Below are 25,958 nucleotides of genomic sequence, written 5' to 3' on the forward strand. Positions count from 1 at the left end.
TCTACTCAAATCAAACATCGCTGTCAAACTCTTTCAACCAACTCAAGGGACGAACCTGTCTGCCGCTAGCAGCGTCGCCGCCCTCGTTGTGGCGCCATATAGACCCCACAAACCAAAACTGTCAACGACCAATCCAAACTTTTCCAAAAAATCTTTCAACAGTCCAAAAAATAAAAAGAGCCGCTCTAAGCGACTCTTTTCAGAAACACGTATATTAGGAGCGCAATGCTCTATTCGGGTTCGTATTCGCGAACACCGTCGTCCTTGGCAAACAACACACATGGTCCCTGGGACCCACGCGGATCATAGGCATAACCCTTAGCCGCAAGTGCATGCGTCATGTCTCGAATGCCCGCTAAGCCATAAAGATGATCATGCAGTTCGAGGAAAATGCGCTGCACACCCGTCAAATCGGCATTTTGCAACAGGTCGCGTTCAGCACCTTCAATATCCATGACCAGAACATTGATGTCGTGCTGAGCGATAAATTCGTCAATATTCGTGGAGGATAGCTCTATCGCGTATTCATACGGTCCTTGATTCTCATCCATGGATGACATCCAGAGATCGCGCCGCACATAAAAGCGGAACGAGCAAGGTTCCCCGGCTGTGAGAATCCCCTGCGAAAGGACAACATTATCCAGGCCGTTAGCATCGATAACTCGGCGGGCGAGTGCTGCTGTAGAGGGATTTGCCTCAAAAGCCCAGACAGACACGTCGGCAATCTTGGCAATAATGGATGTTATAATTCCTATGCCTGAGCCGAGTTCAAGCACGCGATCCCCCGGCTTCACTGCCTTGAAAATCGAACGCGCTTCTTTGGCCTCATAGCTGCCGCTCGTCAAAGCCTGCCAGATAACCGGCGAAACTTCGTCAGATGCGATCGGCACGTTAATCTCATGTACTTTCAGCAATTCCTACGCCCCAGTTCCCCAATGTCGGAGCATTGCGCCCGAACGAACAATCAAATGCGCTCCAACTTATTGAATGCATCACACGTAACTTTGCGATGTGATTAGCGTATGAACATAAACTGATTTGCGTCTCTGAAGCCAGTTGTCACGCCACTATATCGTCAACGATCTGAAGCTAAACCGACCGTCTTCGCGTTCTGTCCGCTGCGGGCATGCAGATGTTTGAGCTTTGATGCGGGCATTGGCTTACCTATGAGATAGCCTTGAACCTGATCGCACCCTAGTCGTTTCAGACACTCAAACTGCTCCTCGGTTTCAATGCCTTCTGCAATTGTCACCATTCTGAGGCTGCGCCCTACCCCAGTTACGAGTTCGACAATCGCCAGAGCATCCGGTCGCGTCGTCACATCGCGCACGAAAGACCGGTCGATCTTGATCTTATCAAACGGAAATCCGCTGAGGCTGCCGAGCGAGGAATAGCCCGTTCCGAAATCGTCCATAGCGATCTGGATACCTAATGCTTTCAACTGCCGGAGCGTACTCAAGGTCTGCTCATTCTTGTCCAGCAGAACTGATTCTGTGATCTCGAGTTCGAGGCGCTCTGCATTAAGCCCGCTTTGTTTAAGTGCATCCACCACACTTTGAATGAGGTTAAGGCTACGGAACTGAACAGGAGAGAGATTGACCGCAATCTTGAGCGGCTTGTTCCAATGGGCTGCTTCCAGACAGGCTGTCTTGAGCACCCAGTCTCCAAGAGCATGAATAAAACCGATCTTTTCGGCAACCGGAATAAATTCAACCGGTGAAACTGACCCACGGATAGGATGGGTCCAGCGGAGCAAGGCCTCATAGCCGCATATTTCGCGCGTGATCGTGCAGGCTTGCGGCTGATAGTGAACTTCCATCTCACCGTTCTCCAGTGCCTTCTGAAGATCGGCTTCGAATGACTTTTTCTCCCGCAAACGCGTCTGCATCTGAGACTTGAACACGCTCGCATGTCCAGGTCCGAGCGCCTTTGCTTCATATAGTGCTAAATCAGCGTGCTTGAAAAGCTCTTCCGTATCCGGTTCTCCCTCGGAGATCGCGACGCCGACACAGGTTCCAATTTTTATTTCCAGCTCACCGACATGATAAGGCTGGCTGATCGCTTCCATCAAACGATCTGCAAGCTCCAAAGCTTCCTCTTCCTGCAACCCTGTGGAAAGCAGAGCAAATTCGTCTCCACCTAAGCGACACACCATATCGCCACGCTCACCAAGTTTGGTGAGGCGCCGTGCGACTGCCTGCAAAAGCGCATCGCCGACATCATGTCCGAGTGTGTCATTGACGTCTTTGAACCCATCAAGGTCCAAAAGGAGAATGATCGCCGACAGGCTTCCCGACTGTGCTGCTTCAAGCCTTTTCTCCAAATCCTGCCGGAACAGAACACGATTGGGCAAACCGGTCAGGGCATCGTGATGTGCGTCATGCTCAAGCCGAAAGTTCTGCGACTGCAATTCACCCGTTGCTTGCCGAAGATCGCTTGTCAGGCGCTGCATGCTGCCATGCGCCCGGTCGAGAAGCTTATTGTGGCGGAGCAGGAGAATGACAAGCACCACGCCACAGAGGATGAGACCTGCCGCCAATCCCGTGTAAATGAGATGCAGCTGACGAACTTCGGCCTGTGCAGCATCAATAAGCCCAACATCATACTCAACAGCCGACGATGCAAGCGCAGTCATCGGCCCGTCAAGCTCGCTCATTGATTGCAGAACGGTTTTGATACTGTCAGCGTCCAGCTTATCAAGCTGAACGTCGAGTGCCTTCAGGACATCGCTCAGCTTCAAAAACAGATCACGTCGCTGCGGGTCATTCTGGATGAAAGATCGTAGATTACCTTGCTGCAGCAGTTCCAGTCGCCCCAGCATGATATCGAGACGAAGTCGCACTTCGTCATGCCGATCCTCATTCATATTCAAGGCATATCCGGCCAGAACATGCTCAAGCCGCATATATTCCGACACTGTCTGACCAACAGCCCAAGAGTCGTTATAACGGGAGAATTTCTGAAGCGCTGTCTGTCGTTCAGCAATGACATAGGCGATGTAGGCCGTTGCCACCACGAAACAACAGATTATAACGCCTAGAATTCGTCTCACACTTTGCCTCTATTCAACTGTCAGCTTGGCAACCTGCCACGCGGAACGTGTGTAATAGGTCTGGCTTTGGAGCTGTGGGTCGCTGTCATACGGATAGATTATAAACAATGGTCCTTTGTCGCGAACCGGCATGTAATTGCCATCTCGCTTCATGGCAAGAATAACGTTGAACTTCTTGAAATCTTCCATCGGCACCGTGCTGACATAATCGTTCAACGCTACCGCAGTCACCTTCGTTCCCTTGGCGCCGACGAGCGTCATAAGCTTGTCCATCGATACGCCTTCGAAACGCACACGGCCATCATACCATGGATTGGCCGTTTCCACCGTCACCAAACCGATGGCTTCCAGCATGTCCCGGTCGAATTGCGCCGTATCGCCAACATTTGTATTCGAGATATTACCGGATATGACCAGAATGGGTTTACCCGTTGGCTTGGCCAAAGGTTCGGCCACTGCCCCGGATAGCCAGACAAAGGGCACGATCAGACAGAAAAAGAGTCGAGCGAGTTTCATTGCATTTCTCCATGATAAATTAGATCAATAAAGAGAATTGCCTAAATCAACGTGAAGATTGCATGAGTTTTGTATTTTTTCGTGTTCATATGCAATAGAAATGAAATATCAACGACAATCTTGACGCAACGTAACTTCAAATGACCGCAGTTAGTGAATTGCCCTAGTGTTAGATCGCTTTTGCAGGATAGTAACGCTTTTAATCCGCCATATCAGCTAAGTACGTGGTGACCCGGCCCAATTCGCGCCCTTTAAAGCAAAAAAAGCAACGTCGTTGACGCTGCCTTTTGGATAAGTTGGATGATTATCAGGTTTTCAGCCGGCTAGTTTGCCACCAGTCATGGCTTCCGGAACGCCGGTCGTGCTCGGAAAGCTTATGGGTAGTCCGCGCAGAACCCGTACGGCAAGGAATGCAAAGCATTCAGCTTCCACGGCATCGCCCCGCCAGCCAAGTGTTTCAACGGGAACGAGTTCCACTTTCGCGCGCTCGACCAGCATGCGCATCATGGTCGGATTGCGACGGCCACCACCGCTGACGGCCAGCCGCTTTGGCCGACGCGGCAAAATATCCAGGGCCTTCCCAACAGCAGAGGTGGTGAACGCGGTCAATGTTGCCGCGCCGTCTTCCTCATTCAGACCGTCGGCCATTGCATCAGTGAAATCGAAGCGATCCAATGACTTCGGGTATGGCGCAGTCAGATAAGGGTGTTTGAGCAGTTCCGTGAGCCGGGCCTCGTCTACCCTGCCCCTTGCCGCCAGCGCTCCGTCGCGATCCATCTCACCCAACCCATGAGTCTTCATGAAATCGTTGATGGGTGCATTGGCTGGCCCTGTATCGAATGCCACAAGTGCATCATCGCCATCCCACCATGTGATATTGCCGACGCCGCCAAGATTGAGAATCGCAGTATTGCCACTCAAATCGGCACTGCGCAGCAAAGCAGCGTGATAGACGGCCGCAAGCGGAGCACCCTGCCCGCCAGCACGAATATCTGCTGTCCGGAAATCATAAGCAACCTTGGTTCCGAGCAATTCGCTCATAAGCCTTCCGTCACCAAGTTGCCTTGTGTCACCAAGCTTGCCTGCCTGCGGTGCGCGATGCAAAACCGTCTGTCCATGAAAGCCGACAACGCCGATATTCTCCATCGACAGCCCGCTTTCCTCGACCAGTTCGCGCACAGCCGCAGACTGTGCGCGCGTCAGCGCTTCCTCAGCATCGCTAAACACGGAAGGTTCCGCACCTTCAAAATTCCAGCCGCGAGCCTCCGCCTGCGCTCGTTCCAGAAGATCACGAATCCAGCGCGGATAAGGTTTCAGCGCATAAGCGCCGAATTCCGTGATGGTCTCGCCATCAGTCTTCAAAAGGGCAACATCGATGTTCCCATCAAGAACAGTGCCGGTCATCAGGCCAACGGCCCATATTGGCTGCATAGACGTCTCCTATTCCAATGAAATTGCGTCGCCAACGCCCTGACGTAGCGAAAGAATACCACTGTCGAAATGGCGTGTCGGATGAATGCGATTGGTAAGCAAGGTCCACGCCCTGCCCGCTTCAAAATCGATCCACAAACCGGTACCCGTGAAACCGGTATGGCCGATCGTGTCCTTCGAATTGAAATTGCCGCCCGACCAGCCGTCATAAGGCAGTTCCCAGCCATGCGTCCGGGTCGCGGATATTGGTTGGCGCATCTGCGTTATAACGTGTTGCGATGCGCCAGTGCCGTCGAGCAAACCAACTGCGAAATCGAGTATGGATGCAGCCGTGCCGAACAGCCCCGCATGTGCAGCACCCTGCAACGCTGAACAATTGTCGTCGTGGACCTCACCGCAAAGTACGCGATTGCGCCAGGTGCAATCTTCGGTGGCGGCACTGATCTCCGGCTCCGCGGAAAAGGCGAAGCCCTCGCCGGGGTCCATCTCGCGAATGGTCTTGCCGCAAAGCCGTTCCATCGCAAAACCGAGCAGGATGAAATTGATATCCGAATAAACCGGTGGGGATTTTCGCCATTCGCGTTGCAGAACGAATGCACGCAACAATTCCGGGTCCCGTCCGTAGGTGTAGACCGGTTCGACCGATGGGAACGGTGTCTGATGGCCAAGACATTCGCGGAAAGTGACTTTGCGCTCCCACGCATCATTGTCATACTGCCGAAGATCGGGAAGCAACGTGATCAACGGCGCGTCGAGATCAATGACACCTGCCTCGGCCAGCGCAAGAATGCGGGGTGTCGTGAAAATCACTTTGGTCAACGAGGCGAGATCGAACCACGTATCGGTTGTCATCGCGCGCCGGACCGGTACAGTCTGCGCATAGCCCGTCGCCCGGACAGCCCGGTTGCCGGAGAGATCGACCATTCCGAGCACACCTCCCGGAATTCGACCTGAGTCGCACGCGCCTGTTAACAGGCTGAAAGCTCTTTCAAAACGCGCCGTAAAGGCGATATCCACGGAGTGGCGTACATTTGGTTCTGCCATCATGATTATACCTCGGTCCTGGCCACGTGATCATGACCATATGTCTGCCAGTTTGCCGGTGCGGGCTCATATCCCAACGGGCGTACGAGTGACGGCACCTGCCGCGTGTCGAGGGTGAAATGCTCGTTGCGCCGATCAATACTTGGAACAGCAGATATCAGCCGCTTCGTATAGGAATGTTTCGGCGCAGACAGGATTGATGCGGCATCGCCTATTTCGACAATCTGGCCGGCATAGACGACCGCAATGCGATGCGCGATACGTTCCACCACCGCCATGTCATGCGATACGAACAGATATGCGAGGCCGCGTTCCTTCTGGAGATCAATCAGCAGTTCCAGAACTTTCGCCTGCACTGAAACATCCAGTGCGGAAACGGCTTCGTCCAAAACGACAATCGAAGGGTTCAGCATCAACGCGCGGGCAATGCAAAGCCGCTGGCGCTGTCCGCCAGAAAACTCGTGTGGGTAGCGCTCCAGACTGTTTGCGGGCAGGCCCACGCGGTCAAGCAACTGCAGCATCTGGTGCCGTGCTTCCGGCCCATCGCACCCACCAGCGGCGATAACCGGTTCGGCAAGGATGCTGTCTATTCGCAGGCGCGGGTTGAGCGATGCATAGGGATTCTGGAAAACCATCTGCACCGAGGAGGAGTTTCGAGCATCAGATGTATCTGCCACGCCGACTTCAAGCTTGCCGCCCGAAGCTTTGACAAGTCCGAGGATCGCCCGCGCAGTCGTCGACTTACCCGAACCACTCTCCCCGACGACCGCAAGTGTTTCGCCTGGAACAAGATCGAAATCGACACTCTCCACGGCATGAACTGCACCGAGTCTACGGCCCAGAATACTTCCCCTAACCGGAAACCGGACTGTGAGCCCTTCAACAGCCAGAATTGGCTTTGTTCCGGGCTTGGCTGCTCGCACGCTATCCGTTCGTACCGCATTGCCACTTTCAAAATGCGGCACAGCTTTCAGGAGATGTTGCGTGTAAGAATGCTGAGGCTGGTCAAGGACGGCACTCAGTTCACCTTGCTCCACCGCCTCGCCATGCTGCATCACCATGACCTTGTCGGCCATCCCTGCGACCAGGCCGATGTCATGGGTAATGAAGATCATCGCCATGCCAGTTTCGCGCTTCAGCTCTGCCAGCAGCGCCATGATCTGTGCCTGTACCGTAACATCAAGCGCTGTGGTCGGCTCGTCGGCGATCATGAGACGCGGATTACAGGCAAGCGCCGTTGCAATCATCACTCGCTGCAGCATGCCGCCCGAAAGCTGGTTCGGGCAGTATCTAAGACGCCGTGCAGCATCCGGAATGCGTACGCGATCAAGTGCGTCCTTGGCAGCGGAAGCTGCCTGCTTTCCGGTAAGCCCACGGTGCAGACGAAACGACTCCTCAATCTGTGTTCCGATTGTGAGCACTGGATTGAGCGACGTCATGGGCTCCTGAAAGATCATACCGATTTCCGCACCGCGGATTTTCGTAAGCTCAGCTTCGTGTGCAGTTGCAAGATCGATGGTGGTGCCGTTCGCACGGTTCAGCTTGATCGTTCCATCGATAATGCGCCCACCGCCAAAATCCACAAGGCGATTGATCGACAAGGCCGTTACAGATTTACCGGAACCGCTTTCTCCGACAATAGCCAGGGTTTCGCCGGCGGCAAGATCGAAACTCACACCGCGCACGATCTCATTGGCTTCAGGATTACGCCCGAAACCGACGCGAAGGTTTGAGACAGACAGAAGCTTGTTCATGCCGCTACCCTCCGCATCCTGGGATCGAGAATGTCGCGCAGGGCATCACCCAGAAGGTTAAAGCCAAGAATACCGATCATGATCGCCAGTCCCGGAAAGGCCAGCAGCCATGGCGCGGTTTCCATGAGGTTACGCGCATCTGCCAGCATGAGGCCAAGCGACGAAGCAGGTGGCTGTGTGCCGAGGCCGAGGAAGCTCAAGCCCGCCTCTGTCAGCAGCGACCAGGCCAGCGCCAAAGTGATTTGCACGGTCAGAGGCGCGACCAGATTAAGCAGCAGATGGCGCGAAAGGATATAACGGTTGCTGCTGTGGAACGTACGTGCCGCATCGACGAATTCGCGTGTTTTAATCGACAAGGCCGGACCACGTACAACCCGCGTAAAAATCGGGGTGTAGACAATGGCGATGGCAACGATACTTGTTCCAGTGCCCGGTCCAACGACGGCGATGATGAGAAGCGCAAGCAAGATAGCCGGAAACGCCAAAAGCACGTCCATGACGCGCATGACCGTGCCGTCCCACCAGCGCCCGAACCATGCCGCGGTCAATCCCATAATGGTGCCAGTAAAGGCGGCAATTCCGACAGCAGAAAAGCCCACCACAAATGATTGCGCTATGCCTGCCATCAGGCGGCTCATCACATCCCGTCCGAAGAGGTCCGTTCCCATCCAGTGGGCAGCACTTGGAGGACGCAGCCTATCTATCCGGTACTGCATCAGCGGGTCATGCGGCGTGAAACCGAAATACCCCAGACACGCGACGATCAGATAGATCAATACGATGAGCCCGCCAATACGGCCACTCGGATGAGCAAAAACGGAACGCAATATCTGCATTAGTTTTCCCCCAGGCGAATACGCGGATCGAGCGCTACGTAAAGGAGGTCAACAAGCAGATTGACGATCATGAAGTTGAGGGCGATGAAGAGAATACTGCCCTGCACCAACGCATAATCCCGCTGCAAAATGGCGTCGAGCACCATGCGTCCAAGTCCCGGCAGAGCATAGATCTGCTCGACCAGCACAGCCCCGCCCAGAAGGTAACCGAATTCCACACCGCTCAGCGTCACCACAGGGATAAGTGCGTTCGGCAATGCGTGCCGCCAGACGACAGAGCGCGCCGAAGCTCCCTTGCTGCGAGCGGTGCGAACGTAATCATCGCTGAGAACATCCAGCATGGCCGAACGCGATATGCGTGTGACCGATGCAGCAAATGCAAAGCCGAGTGTTATGGCAGGCAAAATCATCTGCAAAAAATTCTGCCACGGGTCGACCCATATAGGCGTGAATTCGCCCATGGTCGGTAACACACCAAACCCGGCCGACAGAATATAGATAAAGAGGAGGCCCAGAACAAAGCTGGGGGTCGATTGGCCAATCATTGCGAAAATACGGACGGCAAGATCGGACATTTTCTCGTTGCGCGTCGCCGCATAGACACCAGCCGGAAGGCCAATGAGCAACGCAATAATCATCGACATCAATGCCAGTTGCAGTGTCAGCGGGAAGCGTTCCAGAATAACCGTCAAAACCGGCTTTCCGAACGTGACCGAGACACCCAGATTACCTTGCAGCACGTCGCCGAGCCAGCGCCAGTATTGCGTGGTCCAGCTTTGGTCGATACCAAAGTATTGCGCCAAAGACTGCCGCTGTTCCGGCGTCAGCAGTCCTGCTTCCGTTCCAAGCATAGCCGTGATGGAATCGCCTGGAACCATACGGATCGCAACGAAGACAAGGATCGACACCCCCAGCATAACCAGAGGAAATGTCAGCAGCCGACGTGTCAGATAATTCATGTCAGATTACTCACGGCCTGCTATCAAGGCAGGCACTGGAAAGCCACGCCTCTATATTGAAGACGTGGCGGATTTCATGACATCACTGCCCGATCTGCAACTTGGTTACGCCGAATAGCGAACCGGTAGCGCGAGGCTCAAAACCGATAACGTTCTTCTGGTAGGCAACATAGTTGTTGGCCGTATAGAGCCATATCCACGGAGAAACTTCCGTTATGTGTTTTTCGAAGTCGGAGAAGATAACCTTGCGCTTTTCAGGGTCCGTCTCAGTTCTCCCCTTCTGCATCAGATCGTCAAGCGTATCGTCAATATACTGCGCGACTTTCTGCAGATTACCGGCTTTTGTCCAATAACGGCCATACATTGTATAGGGATCAGCCGAACCACCGTTAAGCGCCACCGCCATGTCGAAGTCGCCCTTCAACCACGTATCGACATAGACGTTGAGTTCCATCATGCGGATATCGAGCTTAATGCCGATTTCGGCAAGTTGCGACTGGAGAACCTGGGCTTCAGCCGCAGCGGTTGCAGGTTCTCCGTTTGCGGCGATAACCGTCGCCGAAAAACCATCCGCATAACCGGCATCCGCCATCAACTTCTTTGCTTTTTCGACATCGCGCTTGTAGCAGAAAAGCGTGTTCGGATCGCTTGCGTAGGCAGGCATTGTCAGCGGGCCTGTCACCTTGCCTTCGCCGAGCAATGCTGTATCCAGCACGTCTTGACGGTCAACGGCACAGGAAATCGCCTGACGCACGGCCAGCTCTGTCATTGGCTTGCGCGAAGGATTGAGCTGGAGGACATGATAGGCAAGAGCTGGAGTACGCACCAGTTCCAGAGAGCTTTCACGCGGAACCATCGTTGCAACCAGCGGGTCGTTTAGAAATGCAAAGTCGATCTGCTTGGCGCGAAGCGCCGCGAGAATTGCTGTTTCGTCCGGCAGGACGCTGATGTCGATCCCATCGATCGCTACTTTACCGCCCGCCCAATCGGGATTGGCTTTCAGCACTTCCTTGGAGTTCGGCTCCCAGCGCTCAAGGATGAATGGGCCTGATCCAACTGCTTTCGTCCCAATATTTCCAGCCTTGATCTCGCTTTCCGGAACGACTGCCGCATTGATGCTGGCAATGGCTGCCAATAGAGGAACGTCAGGCTGAGAGAGTTTGAAGACGACCGTTTCGGCGTCCGGCGTTTCAATAGCAGCAATGGAACCGAAATTGGCACGCGCCACTGCGCCTGTCTTTTCATCCAGAATGCGCTCGAAGGATGCTTTCACATCGGCTGGCGTCACCGACTGACCGTTCTGAAATTTCGCATTCTTATCGAGCTTGAATGTGAGAACCTTTCCGCCATCGGAAAATTCCCAGCTTTTTGCAATGGCAGGCGCAATCTGAAGGTTGGAATCAAGACGAACGAGCGGTTCATAGATGAGCTCAAGCAGGCGAATCGATGAAAATGCCGGCTGCTTATGCGGATCGAGACCGGTGGCATCCTGCGACCACGCCATTCGCAGCGTCGCGGCAAAAGCCGACGAAACACCTAACCCGCCAAAGCTTCCAATGCTCAACGCCAATGCGGCAGCGCCCACAATAAGGCTTTTCTTGAAACTCGCTCCCATTTTCTTCCCTCGCAAATTACTGCAATACTGATGTCCGACTGCTTCCCCGCTTCGGCTCACGCTTTATTGGCATTTATTGCCTGTCTAAGAAATCCCCCAGCATCCTTTAATGCCTTTCTTGCCTCATCCACTGGCATTCCAGTGATCGTGATGAGGATTGCAAGCTTGACGTCATTATCCGTCAGAGCGAGAACGCGTTTCGCCTCCCCCGCCCCGCATCCGGTTGCCTGCATGACAATTCGCGATGCCCGCGCAACAAGCTTATTGTTGGTGGCACTGACGTCCACCATGAGGTTCTCGTATGTTTTCCCGATTCGGATCATGCTCGCCGTCGTCAGCATATTAAGAACGAGCTTCTGCGCCGTACCGGACTTAAGGCGTGTTGAGCCTGTCAGTATTTCAGGTCCGACAACCGGCGATATGGCGATTTCAGCCATGGTCGCAATGGTCGAATCGGGATTGCAGGAGAGCGCCACGGTCGTGGCGCCGATGGTTGCTGCGTAAGCCAGACCGCCTATCACATAGGGCGTGCGCCCACTGACCGCGATTCCCACAACAACATCGTGTGAAGACAAACCTATGTTGCGTAGGTCAGATTCCCCAAGCAACGGATCATCTTCTGCCCCTTCGATTGCGTGTTGCAGCGCATCCACGCCACCTGCAATCAGCCCTATCACCATGCCTTCCGGCACGCTGAAGGTTGGCGGACATTCCGATGCATCGAGAACCCCAAGACGTCCGCTTGTTCCTGCGCCCAAATAAACCAGTCGACCGCCGACCCGAAATGAGTCGACAATCTTATCAACGGCTTGCGCGACCTGGGGCAGCACTTGCTCGACGGCGGCGGGAACCAGATGATCTTCATCATTGATACGGCGCACGATAGCAAGGCTCGACAAGAGATCGATATCCATCGTGCGTGGATTTCGCTCTTCTGAAACCAGCCTATCCAGTTCAGATAACAACGCCTGTTCCGTCATGCCTCTGCCTGCTTGTCGAGCAACGTTCAAAGCGCGCTGCCTTATGGTTAATAAATTTTAGGATTATAAATTCCAGCAGTCAATCAAAATTAGGAATAATTTATTCCGTATTCGCAGAGGCCATGTTTCGAGCGAGAATGATCGCGCCGGAAACAGCATCGCCATCGGCAGGCTTCAACCGCCTGCGGACATCGGGCGCCAACCACGGTTCTAGTGGGGTCGCAAGTCCGCCAAGCAATGTGACGCGCGGTGCTCCCTTTTCGAAAAGCGCACGCACAATGGTATCGATGTGGCTCGCAGCCGTCTGGACGATCCGACGTGCCGCCGCATCTCCCTGGTCTGCATGACGCATGACCATGGGTGCCAGAGACGCATATTCCGTAGCTGTTGCTTGGTCCATCCACGCCACAGCTTCCATCGGGGTCTGATTAAAACGGTCCATGACCTCGTTGAGGAGCGGCGTACGCTCTATTCGGTCATCATGGGCCTGAAGCGCCTGCTGAATTGCTGACAGCCCGAGAAAGGCACCGCTGCCCTCGTCTGAAATTGGAAAGCCATAACCGCCGACACGAATGTCAGTGCCATTCACGAAGCCAAGGCCAATTGATCCGGTCCCAGCAATAACGATAGCCCCGTCATTACCCGAATGCGCACCGAGACAAGCGCCTTTACCGTCGCTTATGAAATGAATGCTCGAAAAGGGATGCTGTATAGCCTGAAGTGCTTCGATCGCACCTTGCCTGCCTATGCCCGCCAGCCCAATACCTGCATGCGTTCGGGTCAGTTCTTCAGCCCCCAGACCTGCCTCGCTGATCGCTGCGTCAAACGCGCGCGCAATGGATTCCCATGCCTTGTCTATCCCGAGCCGTGTAGTCGCCGGGCCAGACAATCCTTGTCCCAGCACGTTGCCGGTCTCATCTTCCAACCGGGCTCGACAGCCCGTACCGCCGCCATCTACGCCAAGATAGAACTGATTTTTCCCAACCCTGTCCGACATCATTCTGAGAGCCGTTCTATATCTGCACCGCAAAGTTTCAGTTTGCGGTCAAGCTGTTCATACCCGCGATCCAGATGATAGATGCGATTAACAACAGTTTCTCCCTCGGCAACCAGTGCTGCGAGAACAAGCGACACGGACGCCCGCAAATCCGTTGCCATGACTTGTGCGCCATGCAGCGGGCGCCCGCCACGTACCAGAGCAGTTGTTCCCTGCAGTTTGATGTCAGCGCCAAGCCGCATCAGTTCCGGCACATGCATGAACCGGCTTTCGAACACTGTCTCGCGAATGAGCGATGCTCCTTCGGCACAAGCTGCCAACGCCATGAACTGGGCCTGCAAATCGGTAGGGAATCCGGGATAGGGTTCGGTCGTCAAATCAGCGCCACGCAAGGCGCCATTACGCGAAATAACCAGACCGCGGTCGCTCGGCCATACACTGACGCCCATAGTTTCAAGCATTTGCACAACAGAAGCGAGATGCTCAAGACGAGCATGCGTCAATTCGAGCGTGCCGCCGGTAATCGCCGCAGCAACTGCATAAGTTCCGGCTTCGATACGATCCGGTATGCCGTGATGGCGTGCAGGACGCCAAGATGTATCGCCCTGAATCAGAATGCGATGCGTACCCGCCCCTTCAGTCTGCGCGCCCATGGCCCCAAGACACGCTGCAAGGTCAGCAATTTCCGGCTCACGGGCTGCGTTCAATATTTCTGTCTCGCCGCGAGCGGAGGTCGCCGCCATCATCGCTGTCGCCGTCGCGCCAACGGACGGTGCGGGCAATACAATCCGGCTTCCGATCAGGCCGCTATCGGTCGAAGCAACGATCCAGCCGCGATCAATGGAAACATCTGCGCCAAGTGTGGAGAGCGCTTTCAAGTGCATATCGACAGGCCGCGCGCCAATGGCGCATCCGCCCGGCAAGGAAACACGAACTTTACCCAGTCTCGCCAACAAAGGTGCCAGCACCAGAACCGTCGCACGCATTCGCCTCACAGTGTCATAAGGCGTTTCTCCTTCGACAAGTTCAGTGGCGGCAATTGTCGTCGAATGCGGCGCGCGGGAGACCTGTGCCCCATGCGACTGCACGACATTGAGCATGTTTTCAACATCACTCACCGCTGGAAGGTTAGTAAGTTCAACGGGGTGGGGACTTAGCAGGGAAGCCGCGATCTGAGGCAGCGCAGCATTTTTCGCCCCGGAGATATTGACCGCTCCCTGTAGCGCTCGTCCACCGACAATTCGCAATCGTTCCATGTCTCTCCACCATGTACCATCTTGTGGATAGTTAGCTCATTCCGTAAATTTTAAAAGATTGGAATTTTATATTCCAAATCAATTTCGGTTGTCTTATGAGGCAAGGCAATCGAATATCGAGCCTTCCGACGCCGGAATGGGGATTAATCGCGCATGTCGATCCTACAGAAGATCAACGCCAAACTGAACGAGCTGACCGTTGCAGACCGAAAGATCGGCCAGTTCATCGTCGATCATCCAGAACAGGTATTGAAGCTTTCCTCTTCCGCGCTCGCGGTCGAGACCGGCCGCAGTCAATCCAGCGTCGTCAAATTCAGCCAGAAGTTCGGTTTTGACGGCTATCAGGAACTTAAACTCGCGGTCAGCGAGGCTCGGGCCAAGGAATGGCAGGTTCCGGCAGGCATGGTCCACGGCAGCATCGAAACCAGTGACAGCTATATTACGGTTCTGCAAAAGCTGATCGGCAGCAAGCTGCAATCCATGCAGCAGACGATTTCCGTCAACAATGAACAAGGTATCGACGGCGCATTGCAAGCGCTGATCAGCGCCCGGCGCATTCATCTCGCCGGCGTTGGCGCATCGTCACTCGTTGCGCGTGATTTTTCCTACAAGCTGATGAAGCTTGGGCGCAATGTGATGCACGACAGCGATAGCCATATCCAGATGGCCAATGTTTCCACATTGCATGAGGGCGACGTTCTGTTTGCCCTTTCCTATTCGGGAACGAGCATCGAAACCCTTCGCATCGCCGAGCAGGCCAAGAAGTGGGGAGCAACCGTGATCGCTGTTACAGGCCTCAACGAAAACCCGCTCAACAAGATCGCTGATATTCGTCTATATACAGTTGCCGATGAAGAACGGGTGCGCTCATCGTCAATCACGGCACGCGATGCACAACTGGTTCTGACGGACTTACTCTTTATCCTGTTGTTTCAACGGCAACAGGATGCGAACGATTATGTGCATAAGAGCGAAGCCGCAGTGTCTTCGTTGAAAATATGAGCAGCAAGATCAATCAATAATGGCGGCAGCGGCCAGGCTAGCGAAGGCAGCAACGAGCGCTACTGCGACAGCACCAACTTTCGTGAAGAGATTAAACATATCACCAGGCGTTTCACGGTTAGACATGTTGAGATAGACCAGCGCCGCAACGATGATAACAATCGAAAAACCGAAAGCGGAAACCCACTGCCACAACTCAGGCATGAAACCTCACAGACGCTAAAGTCATTTTTGAAACTACGACCTTTTACCGAAACTTTGTTACCGCAGTGTGACCTCACCTAATGAGTTCAATTCCGGCTCGCAATGTGCCACGAAGAAAACGGACTGATTATCATCACTTTGTGATCGTGCACTCACTCAGACAGTCCAGGCAACGGCCTCGCCGTTATCCCACAAAAGTCCCCTTGAATGGTGCCTTGTGTCGTGTTTCGCAGATCAGCCTTGCCGTCCTGAACTTTTGAACGCAATAGCGGAGAGATGGCTTTCAGATAGCCAAAGCCGTGATATATCTGCCCAGAAGCAAGCTGCGTTCGGACGCAGGCTTTGCCAGAAACAAATCACAAAGGTATGCATTATGACTTCACCGTCATCTCCTCCACGCATCGAACAGGCAGAACGTCTTGAACGATTGGCATTGTTGCAAGGCAAGTTGAGAGAGCGCGGGATTGGCGGGCTTCTGCTCGGGCCAACAGCAAGTTTGCGTTATTATACCGGGCTTGTCTGGCACATCAGCGAACGTTTTCTGGGCGCCCTCGTCACACCGTCGGAAGTCATTTATATCGTTCCCGGCTTTGAACAAAGCCGTGTCGAGAGCCTGCCGCATCTGCCAGGGGAAATCCGCGTATGGCAGGAAGAAGAAAGTAGCGCTGAACTGATAGCGTCACTCATTCCGGCAAGCGCTACACTTGCTGTAGATGATGCCGTGCCGCTGTTCGTCTATAATGCCCTTAAACACGAAATCTCGCCGGAGCGCTTGCTTGACGGCGGCGAACTGATCCGTGAGCAGCGCATCTGCAAGTCGGACAATGAAATCGCAATCATCCAGTACGCGATGGATTTGACGCTTGAAGTCCATCGCCGCGCACATGCATTGATAAAGCCCGGCATCGCCGCAAGCGAAGTGGTGCGCTTTATCGATGAACAGCACCGTGCCCTCGGCGCTACTGGCGGTTCGACTTTCTGCATTGTCTCTTTCGGCGCAGCGACCTCGCTGCCGCATGGTGCAGATGGAGAACAGTTCTATCAGCACGGTGACGTTATTCTTGTCGATACCGGATGCCGTATCGATGGCTACCACTCCGATCTTACGCGTACCTACATGCTGGAAGAGCCAAGCGCAGAGTTTTCACGCATTTGGGCAATCGAACGTGAAGCGCAGCAAGCCGTTTTTGATGCGGCAAAGCTTGGTGCGGCCTGTTCAACCCTTGACGATGCGGCACGCGCTACACTCGTGAAGCATGGACTGGGACCAGATTACGCTTTGCCAGGCCTTCCGCATCGCGCCGGTCATGGCCTTGGTCTGGAAATTCACGAGGTCCCATACATCGTTCGCGGGAATTCACTCCCGCTCGCTGAAGGCATGTGCTTTTCCAACGAACCGATGATCGTGGTCCCGGACCAGTTCGGTATTCGTCTGGAAGACCATATCCATATGACGGCGACCGGACCGAAATGGTTTACCCAGCCAGCGAAAGGCCCAACCGAACCTTTCGCATAATGCCACCACTGCTGCTAGCGATTGCCGGGCATTCCCGCCCAGCTTTTCGATTGCTTTTCGCCAATACCGATCAGATCGATGGCTCGCGCCGCGATCTGATCAGCCACTTCATCGACCGATTGCGGTTTGAAGTAAAAGGCTGGAACCGGCGGCATCACAATCGCGCCCATTTCTGTCACCGTGCACATATTGCGCAGATGGACCAGATGCAGCGGCGTTTCTCGTGCGATCAGGATCAGCCTGCGCCGTTCCTTCAAATGAACGTCAGCGGCGCGGGTTAACAGGCTATCGCTGTGGCCCGTCGCGATCGCCGCGAGCGTCCGCATGGAGCACGGCGCAACGATCATACCGGCGGTGGCGACCGATCCGCTTGCAATCAAAGCACCAATATCGCCGACAGAATAGCTTCTGTGCGCAAGCCTGTGCAGAAGCGCATAACCGTCGGGGCCTAACTCGTGACGCAAGGTCTGCTGTGCAGCATCCGACACGACCAAATGCGTCTCAACGTCGTTTAAAGTCGAAAGCTGCTCCAGCAGCTTGAGCGGGATGAGGGCGCCCGATGCACCGGAAATACCGACCACAACCCGTTTCATCACATGTTTTCCTTATTCAACCCAAGCTCGCCCCACATGGCATCTACACGGGCGACCACATCCTCGCTCATCTTCAGCACAGCGCCCCACTCCCGGTCAGTTTCGGAGCCGATCTTGTTGGTCGCATCAAGCCCAAGCTTTCCGCCCAAGCCTGAGCGCGGCGATGCGAAATCGAGATAATCCACCGGTGTATCGGCAAGCGTAATGACGTCGCGGCTCGCATCGAAACGCGTAGCGAGCGCCCACATGACATCATCCCAGTTGCGAACATTTATGTCGGGATCGACCGCGATTATGAGCTTCGTATAACTGAACTGGGGCAGCATCGACCAAAGCCCCATCATCACCCGCCGCGCTTGACCGGGATAGCGCTTGTCGATCGAGACCACCATTGCACGATAAGAACACGCCGCCGGAGGCAGCCACAAATCCGCGATTTCCGGAAACTGCTTTCGTACAATTGGCACGAACAGCTCGTTCATCACTTCACCAAGCCTTGAGGGCTCATCGGGCGGGCGACCGGTGTAGGTCGAAAGATATACCGGGTTTTTCCGCGTGGTGATCGCCATCACCTGCATGACCGGAAATTCCTCGACACTGTTGTAATAGCCCGTGTGATCACCATAGGGCCCCTCTGGCGCGGTGACAGATGCGGAAACTCGCCCTTCCAAAATGATTTCAGCGTTGGCGGGTACGGAGAGCGGCACAGTGTGCGCATCAACGACGGAAGGTCTTCGTCCAGCAAGCAGGCCCGAGAAGGCAAGTTCGCTCATCCCTTCAGGCAAGGGCATAACGGCTGCAAGGATTGTCGCCGGATCAGCCCCGATAGCAACGGCAACAGGCATATCCTCGCCTCGCTTTTGCCACATGCGGTGATGACGCGCACCGCCGCGATGGGCGAGCCAGCGCATGATCAACTTATCCCGGCCAAGCTTCTGCATCCGGTAAATTCCAACATTGATATCAGATGGATCGTCTGGTGCCCGTGTGATAACCAGCGGCCAGGTAACAAGCGGCGCAGGCTCTCCCGGCCAGCACCATTGGATCGGTAGTAGATCGAGATTGACGGCTTCGCCTTCCAGTATATTCGCCTGCACCGGTGCGCGACGGACTTGCCGAGGGCGCATATTCAACGCAGCCATCGCCAAAGGCAGCTTGTTCCATATTTCGCCTGCCGAACGGGGCGGCTTTGGTGCGCGCAGTTCCGCAAGCATCTCCGCAAGGTCAGGGATTTCCTCGACGGCACGACCAAGTCCCAATGCAATACGTCGTTCGGAACCGAAAAGATTGGCCACGAGAGGGATTGAATGCAGCCGCCCGTCAGCATCGACCGGTTGCTCGAAGATCAATGCCGGACCATCCGCCTCAAGCACACGCTTATGGATTTCAGTTATCTCCTGGACCAGAGATACCGGACGTTTAATCCGAATGAGATCATTGCGCCGTTCAAGCTCCGACAAAAAGCTTTGCAGGCAGTCGTAATGTGACGGAAGAGATTGGGCCGTTTTCATGTCCCTAGCTTTGAATATCGAATTCTTTCGCCGTCTTTGATCTGAATCAAACTGTCCTTGTATTGAATCGCCTATTTCTGAATTCACCTTATAAAGCTCACCGGAGCTGAGTGATGATGAAGATACCTCCAGCCGTGGCTGTTCCAGCCCGGCTTGTTCCGCCATTTCTGATCGCCCCTTTTGTTTCGCGCATTTTCTTTCAGGTAATGCGCTCGCATCCGGGTCTTTTTGAGCGTCTCGGAGACTATGCGACAAAGCGGTTCCGTTTTCGCCCGTCTGACATACCATTCGCTTTTGTGATCGAACCGGACAAGCCGCGCATCACAATCGTGCGTGAAGACGAAGCAACGGAAGTTGACGCAGGCATCGAGGGACCATTGGTCATGCTGCTCGCACTTCTCGAAGGTAAGCTTGATGGAGATGCGCTGTTCTTCTCCCGGGATATTACCGTGACGGGAGATATGGAAGCCATGCTGGCGCTTCGCAATGCGCTGGATGACTGCAACATAGACCTTCCATCCGATCTCGGCACAAGTGCGGGACCATTTGCCCCGATGGTTCGTGGCATCGCAAATTATGTACGCAGCAAGGCTCTCGGCAAGGAAGCCACCGGATGGAACTGATTTGTCCTGCAGGAACCCCGTCGGCCTTGCGTGAAGCAGTTGGTGCAGGGGCAGATGCCGTCTATTGCGGCTTTCGCGACGAAACGAATGCGCGCAACTTTCCAGGCCTGAACTTCAGCCGCGACGAATTACGCGATGCTATCAAGTTTGCCCATGCGCGCAAAACGCAGGTTTTCGTAGCCATCAACACGTTCATGCGTGCAGGCGATGAGCATATCTGGTACCGAGCCGTAGACGATGCATCCTCCCTTGGTGCAGACGCAGTCATCCTCGCCGATTTCGGGCTGATGGCCTATACCGCCGAGAAACATCCAACACAGCGGCTTCATGTATCCGTACAAGCTTCCGCCTCCAATGCAGATGCAATCCAGTTTCTCGTCGATGCGTTCAAGGCAAAGCGAGTCGTGTTGCCACGCGTTCTGACCATTGCCGATATTGCGAAACTCGGCCGCAAGATCGGCTGCGAAATGGAAGTATTCGTATTCGGTGGACTATGCGTGATGGCAGAAGGACGATGCTCGCTGTCTTCCTACGCGACCGGCAGATCGCCCAACATGAACGGTGTCTGCTCACCGGCAAGTCATGTGCGTTACCGTCAAGACGGAGACCAACTCGTCTCCGAACTCGGTGACTATACGATCAACCGTTTTCCTTTGGGCGAGCCCACCGGCTATCCAACACTCTGCAAAGGCCGATTCAATATCGCAGACGATCAAGGTTATGCGTTCGAAGATCCGGTTTCGCTTGATGTCATGAATCATATCGACGAGTTGCGAGCGGCAGGCGTCTCAGCACTCAAGATTGAAGGCCGCCAGCGCGGCAAGGCTTACGTTGGTGAAGTCGTCTCGACACTTCGTCAGACACTCGCCGCAAGCCCCGAAAGCCGCGCAGCACTTTTGTCCCGCCTCCGGCTGCTGAGCGAAGGCCAGCAGACGACTTCGGGCGCATACGACAAACGCTGGAGATAGATATGTCAGCACCCAGCCTCAGCCTTGGTCCTGTTCTCTTCCTGTGGGACGGTCCAAAATGGCGGGATTTTTATTTCCGTATCGCCGATGAAGCCCCAATCGACCGTGTCACGGTCGGTGAAATCGTCTGCTCCAAACGGTTCCATTTCCTGACACCGTATATAGACGCTGTGATCGAGCGGCTGCAACGCGCAGGAAAAACGGTGAACCTCGGTTCGCTGGCACTCGTTATGCTCGAACGGGAAGCAAAACAGGTCCGTCAAACGATCAAGGAAGCAACACTGCCCGTGGAGGCAAACGATCTGTCGGCATTGGGGCTTTTATCCGGTGTGCCGCACATAGTCGGTCCACTGGTCAATGTTTATAATGCTGCAACCGCCAAGGTTCTTGCGGCCCGCGGCGCACAATCGATCTGTCTTCCGCCAGAGTTACCGATCAGTTCAATCCGCGAGATTGTCAAAGCTGCTCCGGATATTGCTTTCGAGATATTCACGTTCGGACGGGTGCCGCTCGCCATTTCAGCCCGGTGTGCGCATGCGCGATCCAAGGGCCACATAAAAGATAATTGCCAGTTTGTATGCGGCGAAGAACCGGACGGGCTGCCTGTCAAGACACTCGATAGCCAACCCTTCCTGGCTCTCAACGGCGTGCAGACACTCTCGCATACCTGTCAGTCACTGATTGAGGACCTGCCTGACCTACAAGAAGCGGGCATCAGGCGTTTCAGACTGTCACCGCAGGATTGCGATATGGTGGAAGTAGCCCGCATCCATGACGAGGTGTTGAACCGATTTATCAGTCCTGACGAAGGGATCTTACGTTTGCGAAAGGTCTATCCGGACGTACCGCTCTCGAATGGCTTTTTGCACGGTAGTATCGGTGCGGCTTGGATCAGTCGTCAACGTTCAGCCGCAGCAAACTAGTGGATTGAATTTGATGTTTGATACCCATCCGATATAAATCCCGTTTCAAACGTCAAATTCGAAAAATCCACTAAATTCATAAAGTTACTAGTGGTCTTTTTGCTTCCGACATTTGCTCAGCACTCATATCCGAGGGACGTAAATGTCGGAATCAGACCACTAGATGAGGCAATTCCTACTTTCAGCAGACGTTCTCTAGCTTTCGCCGTCGGCTATCGATTGCAAATGCCGAAGGTCGCGAACGAGTAATGACTGCCTGCCACCTTCCACCCAGCCTTTAGCCTGCCACTGGCTAATGATGCGCGAAACTGTATGCAGGGTTGTCCCGGTCAGTTCAGCAATATCCTGGCGGGAAACCGGAAAATCGATACGCACGCCGGCGCCTTCTTTTACCCCTGCTTCACGAACGAGCCTCAGTACTGCATGTGCCACACGTGGCTCGACTTCCTGTGTTGAAATCTCTCTGATGCGATTGTGTGCGGCATCCAGCCTGCGCCCGATCATCTGCATCGTATTGACCGCGAGTGCGGGACTACGCGCCATGAAATCAGTCATCATTTCCATCGGCCAGGCAAGTACTGCGCTATCGACGGCAGCCAGAGGCGTACCCGGATAGTCCTTGCGTCCTAGCGCCACTGCAAAACCGAAAAGTTCTCCCGGATTGACGACCCGCACTATAATCTGCTGCCCGTCGGCGGTAACTTGCATAACTTTTAACCGTCCGTGCAATAACACAAAAAAATGGCGGGCATCGTCACCTTGATTGAAGACAGCAGTACCTTTGGACACAACACGCTGTGTAGCCTGACCAAGAAACTGGTCAAAACTCGCATCATCCATACCGGCGAAGACTGACAGCGAACGGATATGCGTTTTATCAAGGGGGAGTGCCATTACGTCCTCATTGCCAAGCCGCCGTCCGGCAAAAAATTGGTGTCAATATCAGCGAACTGGCTGGCATCGCTACCAGACCCGGACCTGGAATGAAAACACTAATCGCGCTTCCTGAAGGTCGATGCATCAATAGCAAGCTTTTGCAGGCGGGCGTAGAGGCTTCGGCGCGGCAACTGCAACAACGCCGAGGCCGCTCCAACATCGCCGTTGCACCTATCCAGCGTTGCGCGAATGACACCGTCTTCAAAACGACCCATCTGTTCCGACAGAGAAAACGGGCTTGGCTCTGTGATCTGGTCGTGACGTAGGCCCAATACCATTTGCTTTGCATAATTGCGCAATTCGCGGACATTCCCCGACCATTCATCGGAATTCAGTCGCGCTTCCATTACAGCGTCGATTGCAGGTCGCGTTTGGCCGAATTGGGCTGCTGCTTCATCAAGGAAATAGGAGAAAAGTAGACCTATATCCTTTCGCCGCTCGCGCAGAGGCGGAACACGTAACCTGACCGTTTCAAGGCGATAAAACAAATCGGAACGAAAGCGACCGCTGGCTACAGCTTCCTCCAGATTACCTTTCGCAGCCGCAATGATCCTTAGATTGACCGCACGGGGCTCTCCAGTAAGTGAGGGTAACTCACGCTCTTCAACAACACGTAGCAACTTGCCCTGAACGGACGGCGACATGCTGTCAATTTCATCGAGAAACAATGTACCGCGGTCCGCGTCAGCTATTCTTCCACGTTGAATGCGGCTGCCGAAAAGAAACTCGTCAGCGATAGCATCCGGCAAGGCAGCACAATCAATGGCAACAAAACTGCGGGCGTGACGCGTGCTCCAGCGGTGCAGGAGGCGAGCCACCAGTTCTTTTCCGGTCCCAGTCTCACCTTCTATCAATACATCGACATCGACACTGGCAAGCTGGCGGATCGTGTCACGCAGCCGTACCATCACCGGCGTCTCGCCAAGCAGTGGGTAGTCCTGTTCCGCATCTGCCGCAGCACGACGAAGACGGCGATTTTCCAGCACCAGCCGACGCATTTCCAGTGCACGACGCACGCTCGATATCAGGTGATCGGCTGCGAATGGTTTGGCTATGAAGTCAAACGCGCCCTTTTTGAGAGAAGCGACAGCCATTCCGATATCACCATGTCCGGTCATCAAAATAACCGGCAACTCCGGATCACGCGCCAACAATGCTTCCATCACCGCATGTCCATCGACCCGCGGCATGCGGATATCGGTCACAACGATGCCAGGATAATCGGGCGTCAAACTGGTCAAAGCGGACTGACCGTCACCATGGGTTTCAATATCGAGACCTGCGATCTCAAATGAATCGGCCAAGGCCACACGAAATGCTGCATCGTCATCGACCAGCATCACCCGCAAAGGCTCAATTTCCATTGCGCTCTGCCCTCTTCAAAGTTGCCGCAAAAGCTGCACCGCCAAGCTGTGATGGAATGACTCGCAGCGTACCTTCCAGTTCGACCATGAGATCTCGTGCGATACCCAGTCCCAGACCGAGGCCATCCGCCTTTCCCGTTACGAATGGGCTGAAAATCTCGTCGGCCAATTGGGGATCAATGCCAGGTCCGTTATCGTCCACGACAAGAGAAATCTGGTCGCCCTCATCACGGACGCTGAACGAAACACGGGGGGGCTCGCTGTTCACGACCGCATCCAATGCGTTCTGCAGCAAATTCACCAGCACCTGCTCCGATCTGACGCGGCAGGCAAGGATCACCATGTCGGAACGTCCCGGTATATCCAGTTGAACCTTGGCGTTGCGGAACCGGTCTCCCATCAGCAGCATCGTGCCATCCACCAGTTCATTTAGCGGGAGCGGGCGAACGACACCGCTGCGACGGCGCGCAAACCGGCGCATTTCCTGTGTGATAGAGCCTATACGCGCCGTCAGTTCCACGGATGTATCGAGGTTACTGGCGACCTTATCGAACTTGCCGTTTGCAAGATGATGCTGCGCGTTTTCGGCGAGTGTCCGAATAGTCGCGACGGGTTGGTTAATTTCATGCACCAGCCCTGCGGTAATCGATCCGAGAGATGCGAGCCTATTCGCCTGGGCAAGCTCTTCCCGCGCATCGCGAAAGCGTTTGTCAGCCAGTTCACGCTCTGCCATTTCTGCACTCAATGCTGCCGTGCGCTCTTCAACTGCAGTCTCAAGCTCGGCACGATAGGCTGCCGCACGCGCTGCGCGACTCACTCGCCAGTAAACGGCACCAGCAATCACGACAAAGACAAGTATGGCCGCCACCGTTATCAGTCGCGCAAGGTCGTTGGCAGCGCGCAAGGCTCGCCCCATAGGTTCGATATGAACCAGTTTCAGGGGCGTTTCGGCGATTGGTTCATCGACAGCAACTGAATATTGCCCGGAAGGCTCGATCATCATCCCGTCCGGCGCAAAGCGATAATTGCTGGGTTTCATGTCCGCAGCGTTGAACTGCCCGCTCTCGATAATCTTGGTGCGTTCTGTAGTTGATATCGGCTGAAAGGAGCGAAGGTCTTCGGCCTTATCGGTGGAGGCCAGTATGATTCCGCGAGGATCAACGACGAAGGTCTGGCCGGGGTCGTTTGCCCATGTTTGCACCAGTCTGTGGAATTCAAATTTGATCACGACCACACCAACCGGGTCAGTCTGATCACCGATGCGCCGCGCCAGAAAAAGACCGAAGCGACCACTCAAATCACCTATGGCATAATACTCTGCCGAACCTGCCGCCATCGCGCCCTTGAAGTAAGGCCGGAAATCGTAATTGCGTCCGACAAAGCTCTCCGGGGTAGTAGCATTAGATGACGCGATAACCGTACCATCACGAGCGATCACATAGATGATTGGCGAACCGATCTGATGTGCAAGAAGTTCAAGCTTTTGGTTCAAACGAGCGGTCGCGTCCTTCGAACCACCAGCGAGCACATCGCGCAGATCGCTATATTCCTTCAACACCACTGGCAACAACCGGAACTTTGCCAGTTCGCTATCGATGAGGCGGGTTTGCTGACGCGCTATCAACGTTGCATCCTGACGGAGACCATCCAACGCCCCGCTTTCGGCCCACAGCCGGGCGGAAAACCACACACCGATAGCCAGCAAGGAAGCGAGGGCAACCAACAGGAGTTTTGCAATCTTCGATGGGACCTTCATTTGTGCTGATTTATGCAAACTCACACAAAAAGTCACGCAGAATCTTGCACAAGATTTTAACGGGAATATATTGAAATCTATCGAAAATCTTTTTATTTCAATACTTTAATCTTTTTAATCCT

Annotated in this window: 23 protein-coding genes; 5 read left to right on the top strand and 18 right to left on the bottom strand. The window is 54.4% G+C overall.

Translation table 11 applies throughout. The annotated features are described in order from the left end of the window. Nucleotides 1-230: 230 nt before the first annotated feature. The 12 genes from F9K91_RS00005 to murA form a co-directional block, all read right to left on the bottom strand. Nucleotides 231-914 (bottom strand): FkbM family methyltransferase, encoded by a 684-nt coding sequence (locus tag F9K91_RS00005; RefSeq protein ID WP_151555185.1) that lies wholly within the window; start codon nt 912-914, stop codon nt 231-233. Nucleotides 915-1,075: 161 nt separating this feature from the next. Next, nucleotides 1,076-3,052, bottom strand: coding sequence for a putative bifunctional diguanylate cyclase/phosphodiesterase (locus tag F9K91_RS00010; protein ID WP_151676858.1), 1,977 nt, complete (start codon nt 3,050-3,052; stop codon nt 1,076-1,078). Nucleotides 3,053-3,061: 9 nt separating this feature from the next. Then, nucleotides 3,062-3,568: a putative pterin-binding protein gene (locus F9K91_RS00015; protein WP_151676859.1), complete on the bottom strand. Its 507-nt coding sequence runs from the start codon at nt 3,566-3,568 to the stop codon at nt 3,062-3,064. A 315-nt stretch (nt 3,569-3,883) separates the two neighbouring features. Then, a complete protein-coding gene (locus F9K91_RS00020; RefSeq protein ID WP_151676860.1) occupies nt 3,884-4,999 on the bottom strand; it encodes an anhydro-N-acetylmuramic acid kinase in 1,116 nt (371 codons plus the stop codon). 9 nt (nt 5,000-5,008) lie between these two features. Further along, the gene (locus F9K91_RS00025) at nt 5,009-6,043 is read right to left on the bottom strand and encodes a serine hydrolase domain-containing protein (RefSeq protein WP_151677050.1); all 1,035 of its coding nucleotides are present in this window, start codon (nt 6,041-6,043) and stop codon (nt 5,009-5,011) included. A 5-nt stretch (nt 6,044-6,048) separates the two neighbouring features. Continuing rightward, nucleotides 6,049-7,797 (bottom strand): ABC transporter ATP-binding protein, encoded by a 1,749-nt coding sequence (locus tag F9K91_RS00030; RefSeq protein WP_151676861.1) that lies wholly within the window; start codon nt 7,795-7,797, stop codon nt 6,049-6,051. Continuing rightward, the gene (locus tag F9K91_RS00035) at nt 7,794-8,633 is read right to left on the bottom strand and encodes an ABC transporter permease (RefSeq protein ID WP_151555180.1); all 840 of its coding nucleotides are present in this window, start codon (nt 8,631-8,633) and stop codon (nt 7,794-7,796) included. The genes F9K91_RS00030 and F9K91_RS00035 overlap by 4 nt, the downstream gene beginning before the upstream one ends. Next, nucleotides 8,633-9,592: an ABC transporter permease gene (locus F9K91_RS00040; RefSeq protein ID WP_151676862.1), complete on the bottom strand. Its 960-nt coding sequence runs from the start codon at nt 9,590-9,592 to the stop codon at nt 8,633-8,635. The genes F9K91_RS00035 and F9K91_RS00040 overlap by 1 nt, the downstream gene beginning before the upstream one ends. Before the next feature lie 82 nt (nt 9,593-9,674). After that, a complete protein-coding gene (locus tag F9K91_RS00045) occupies nt 9,675-11,207 on the bottom strand; it encodes an ABC transporter substrate-binding protein (protein WP_151676863.1) in 1,533 nt (510 codons plus the stop codon). 56 nt (nt 11,208-11,263) lie between these two features. Beyond that, nucleotides 11,264-12,187, bottom strand: coding sequence for an N-acetylmuramic acid 6-phosphate etherase (gene murQ, locus F9K91_RS00050; protein WP_151651438.1), 924 nt, complete (start codon nt 12,185-12,187; stop codon nt 11,264-11,266). A 100-nt stretch (nt 12,188-12,287) separates the two neighbouring features. Next, a complete protein-coding gene (locus F9K91_RS00055; RefSeq protein WP_151651437.1) occupies nt 12,288-13,187 on the bottom strand; it encodes a glucosamine kinase nucleotide-binding domain-containing protein in 900 nt (299 codons plus the stop codon). Beyond that, on the bottom strand, nt 13,184-14,440 hold the full coding sequence (gene murA / locus F9K91_RS00060) for a UDP-N-acetylglucosamine 1-carboxyvinyltransferase (RefSeq protein WP_151651436.1): 1,257 nt from the start codon (nt 14,438-14,440) through the stop codon (nt 13,184-13,186). The genes F9K91_RS00055 and murA overlap by 4 nt, the downstream gene beginning before the upstream one ends. A gap of 153 nt (nt 14,441-14,593) precedes the next feature. On the opposite strand from murA, the gene F9K91_RS00065 reads away from it, so the two are divergent. Continuing rightward, nucleotides 14,594-15,442, top strand: a complete 849-nt coding sequence (locus tag F9K91_RS00065) for a MurR/RpiR family transcriptional regulator (RefSeq protein WP_151676864.1) — start codon at nt 14,594-14,596, stop codon at nt 15,440-15,442. A gap of 9 nt (nt 15,443-15,451) precedes the next feature. On the opposite strand, the gene F9K91_RS00070 is transcribed toward F9K91_RS00065, so the two are convergent. Beyond that, nucleotides 15,452-15,646 carry a hypothetical protein gene (locus F9K91_RS00070; protein ID WP_151555173.1) on the bottom strand — a complete coding sequence of 65 codons (195 nt, stop codon included), beginning with the start codon at nt 15,644-15,646 and terminating at the stop codon, nt 15,452-15,454. 373 nt (nt 15,647-16,019) lie between these two features. On the opposite strand from F9K91_RS00070, the gene F9K91_RS00075 reads away from it, so the two are divergent. Continuing rightward, a complete protein-coding gene (locus F9K91_RS00075) occupies nt 16,020-17,162 on the top strand; it encodes a M24 family metallopeptidase (protein WP_151676865.1) in 1,143 nt (380 codons plus the stop codon). A gap of 14 nt (nt 17,163-17,176) precedes the next feature. Here F9K91_RS00075 and F9K91_RS00080 read toward each other — a convergent pair whose 3' ends face one another. Together F9K91_RS00080 and F9K91_RS00085 are read right to left on the bottom strand one after the other, a co-directional pair. After that, nucleotides 17,177-17,755 (bottom strand): UbiX family flavin prenyltransferase, encoded by a 579-nt coding sequence (locus F9K91_RS00080; RefSeq protein ID WP_151676866.1) that lies wholly within the window; start codon nt 17,753-17,755, stop codon nt 17,177-17,179. Continuing rightward, a complete protein-coding gene (locus tag F9K91_RS00085; RefSeq protein WP_151555170.1) occupies nt 17,755-19,266 on the bottom strand; it encodes a UbiD family decarboxylase in 1,512 nt (503 codons plus the stop codon). The genes F9K91_RS00080 and F9K91_RS00085 overlap by 1 nt, the downstream gene beginning before the upstream one ends. A 113-nt stretch (nt 19,267-19,379) precedes the next feature. On the opposite strand from F9K91_RS00085, the gene ubiT reads away from it, so the two are divergent. The 3 genes from ubiT to ubiV are packed head-to-tail and all read left to right on the top strand — an operon-like array spanning nt 19,380 to nt 21,780. After that, on the top strand, nt 19,380-19,889 hold the full coding sequence (ubiT, locus tag F9K91_RS00090) for a ubiquinone anaerobic biosynthesis accessory factor UbiT (RefSeq protein WP_151555169.1): 510 nt from the start codon (nt 19,380-19,382) through the stop codon (nt 19,887-19,889). After that, entirely contained in the window at nt 19,880-20,857 is a 978-nt protein-coding gene (gene ubiU / locus F9K91_RS00095) for a ubiquinone anaerobic biosynthesis protein UbiU (protein ID WP_151555168.1), read from the top strand. The genes ubiT and ubiU overlap by 10 nt, the downstream gene beginning before the upstream one ends. A 2-nt stretch (nt 20,858-20,859) precedes the next feature. After that, nucleotides 20,860-21,780: a ubiquinone anaerobic biosynthesis protein UbiV gene (gene ubiV / locus F9K91_RS00100; RefSeq protein ID WP_151676867.1), complete on the top strand. Its 921-nt coding sequence runs from the start codon at nt 20,860-20,862 to the stop codon at nt 21,778-21,780. Nucleotides 21,781-21,975: 195 nt separating this feature from the next. On the opposite strand, the gene F9K91_RS00105 is transcribed toward ubiV, so the two are convergent. The 3 genes from F9K91_RS00105 to F9K91_RS00115 form a co-directional block, all read right to left on the bottom strand. Next, nucleotides 21,976-22,674, bottom strand: a complete 699-nt coding sequence (locus F9K91_RS00105) for a Crp/Fnr family transcriptional regulator (RefSeq protein ID WP_151555166.1) — start codon at nt 22,672-22,674, stop codon at nt 21,976-21,978. Between the two features lie 98 nt (nt 22,675-22,772). Continuing rightward, nucleotides 22,773-24,080, bottom strand: a complete 1,308-nt coding sequence (locus tag F9K91_RS00110) for a sigma-54-dependent transcriptional regulator (RefSeq protein ID WP_151676868.1) — start codon at nt 24,078-24,080, stop codon at nt 22,773-22,775. Next, nucleotides 24,070-25,836: a sensor histidine kinase gene (locus F9K91_RS00115; RefSeq protein WP_151676869.1), complete on the bottom strand. Its 1,767-nt coding sequence runs from the start codon at nt 25,834-25,836 to the stop codon at nt 24,070-24,072. The genes F9K91_RS00110 and F9K91_RS00115 overlap by 11 nt, the downstream gene beginning before the upstream one ends. Nucleotides 25,837-25,958 lie beyond the last annotated feature (122 nt).

Source organism: Brucella tritici (assembly GCF_008932295.1).
GTDB classification, from domain to species: domain Bacteria; phylum Pseudomonadota; class Alphaproteobacteria; order Rhizobiales; family Rhizobiaceae; genus Brucella; species Brucella tritici.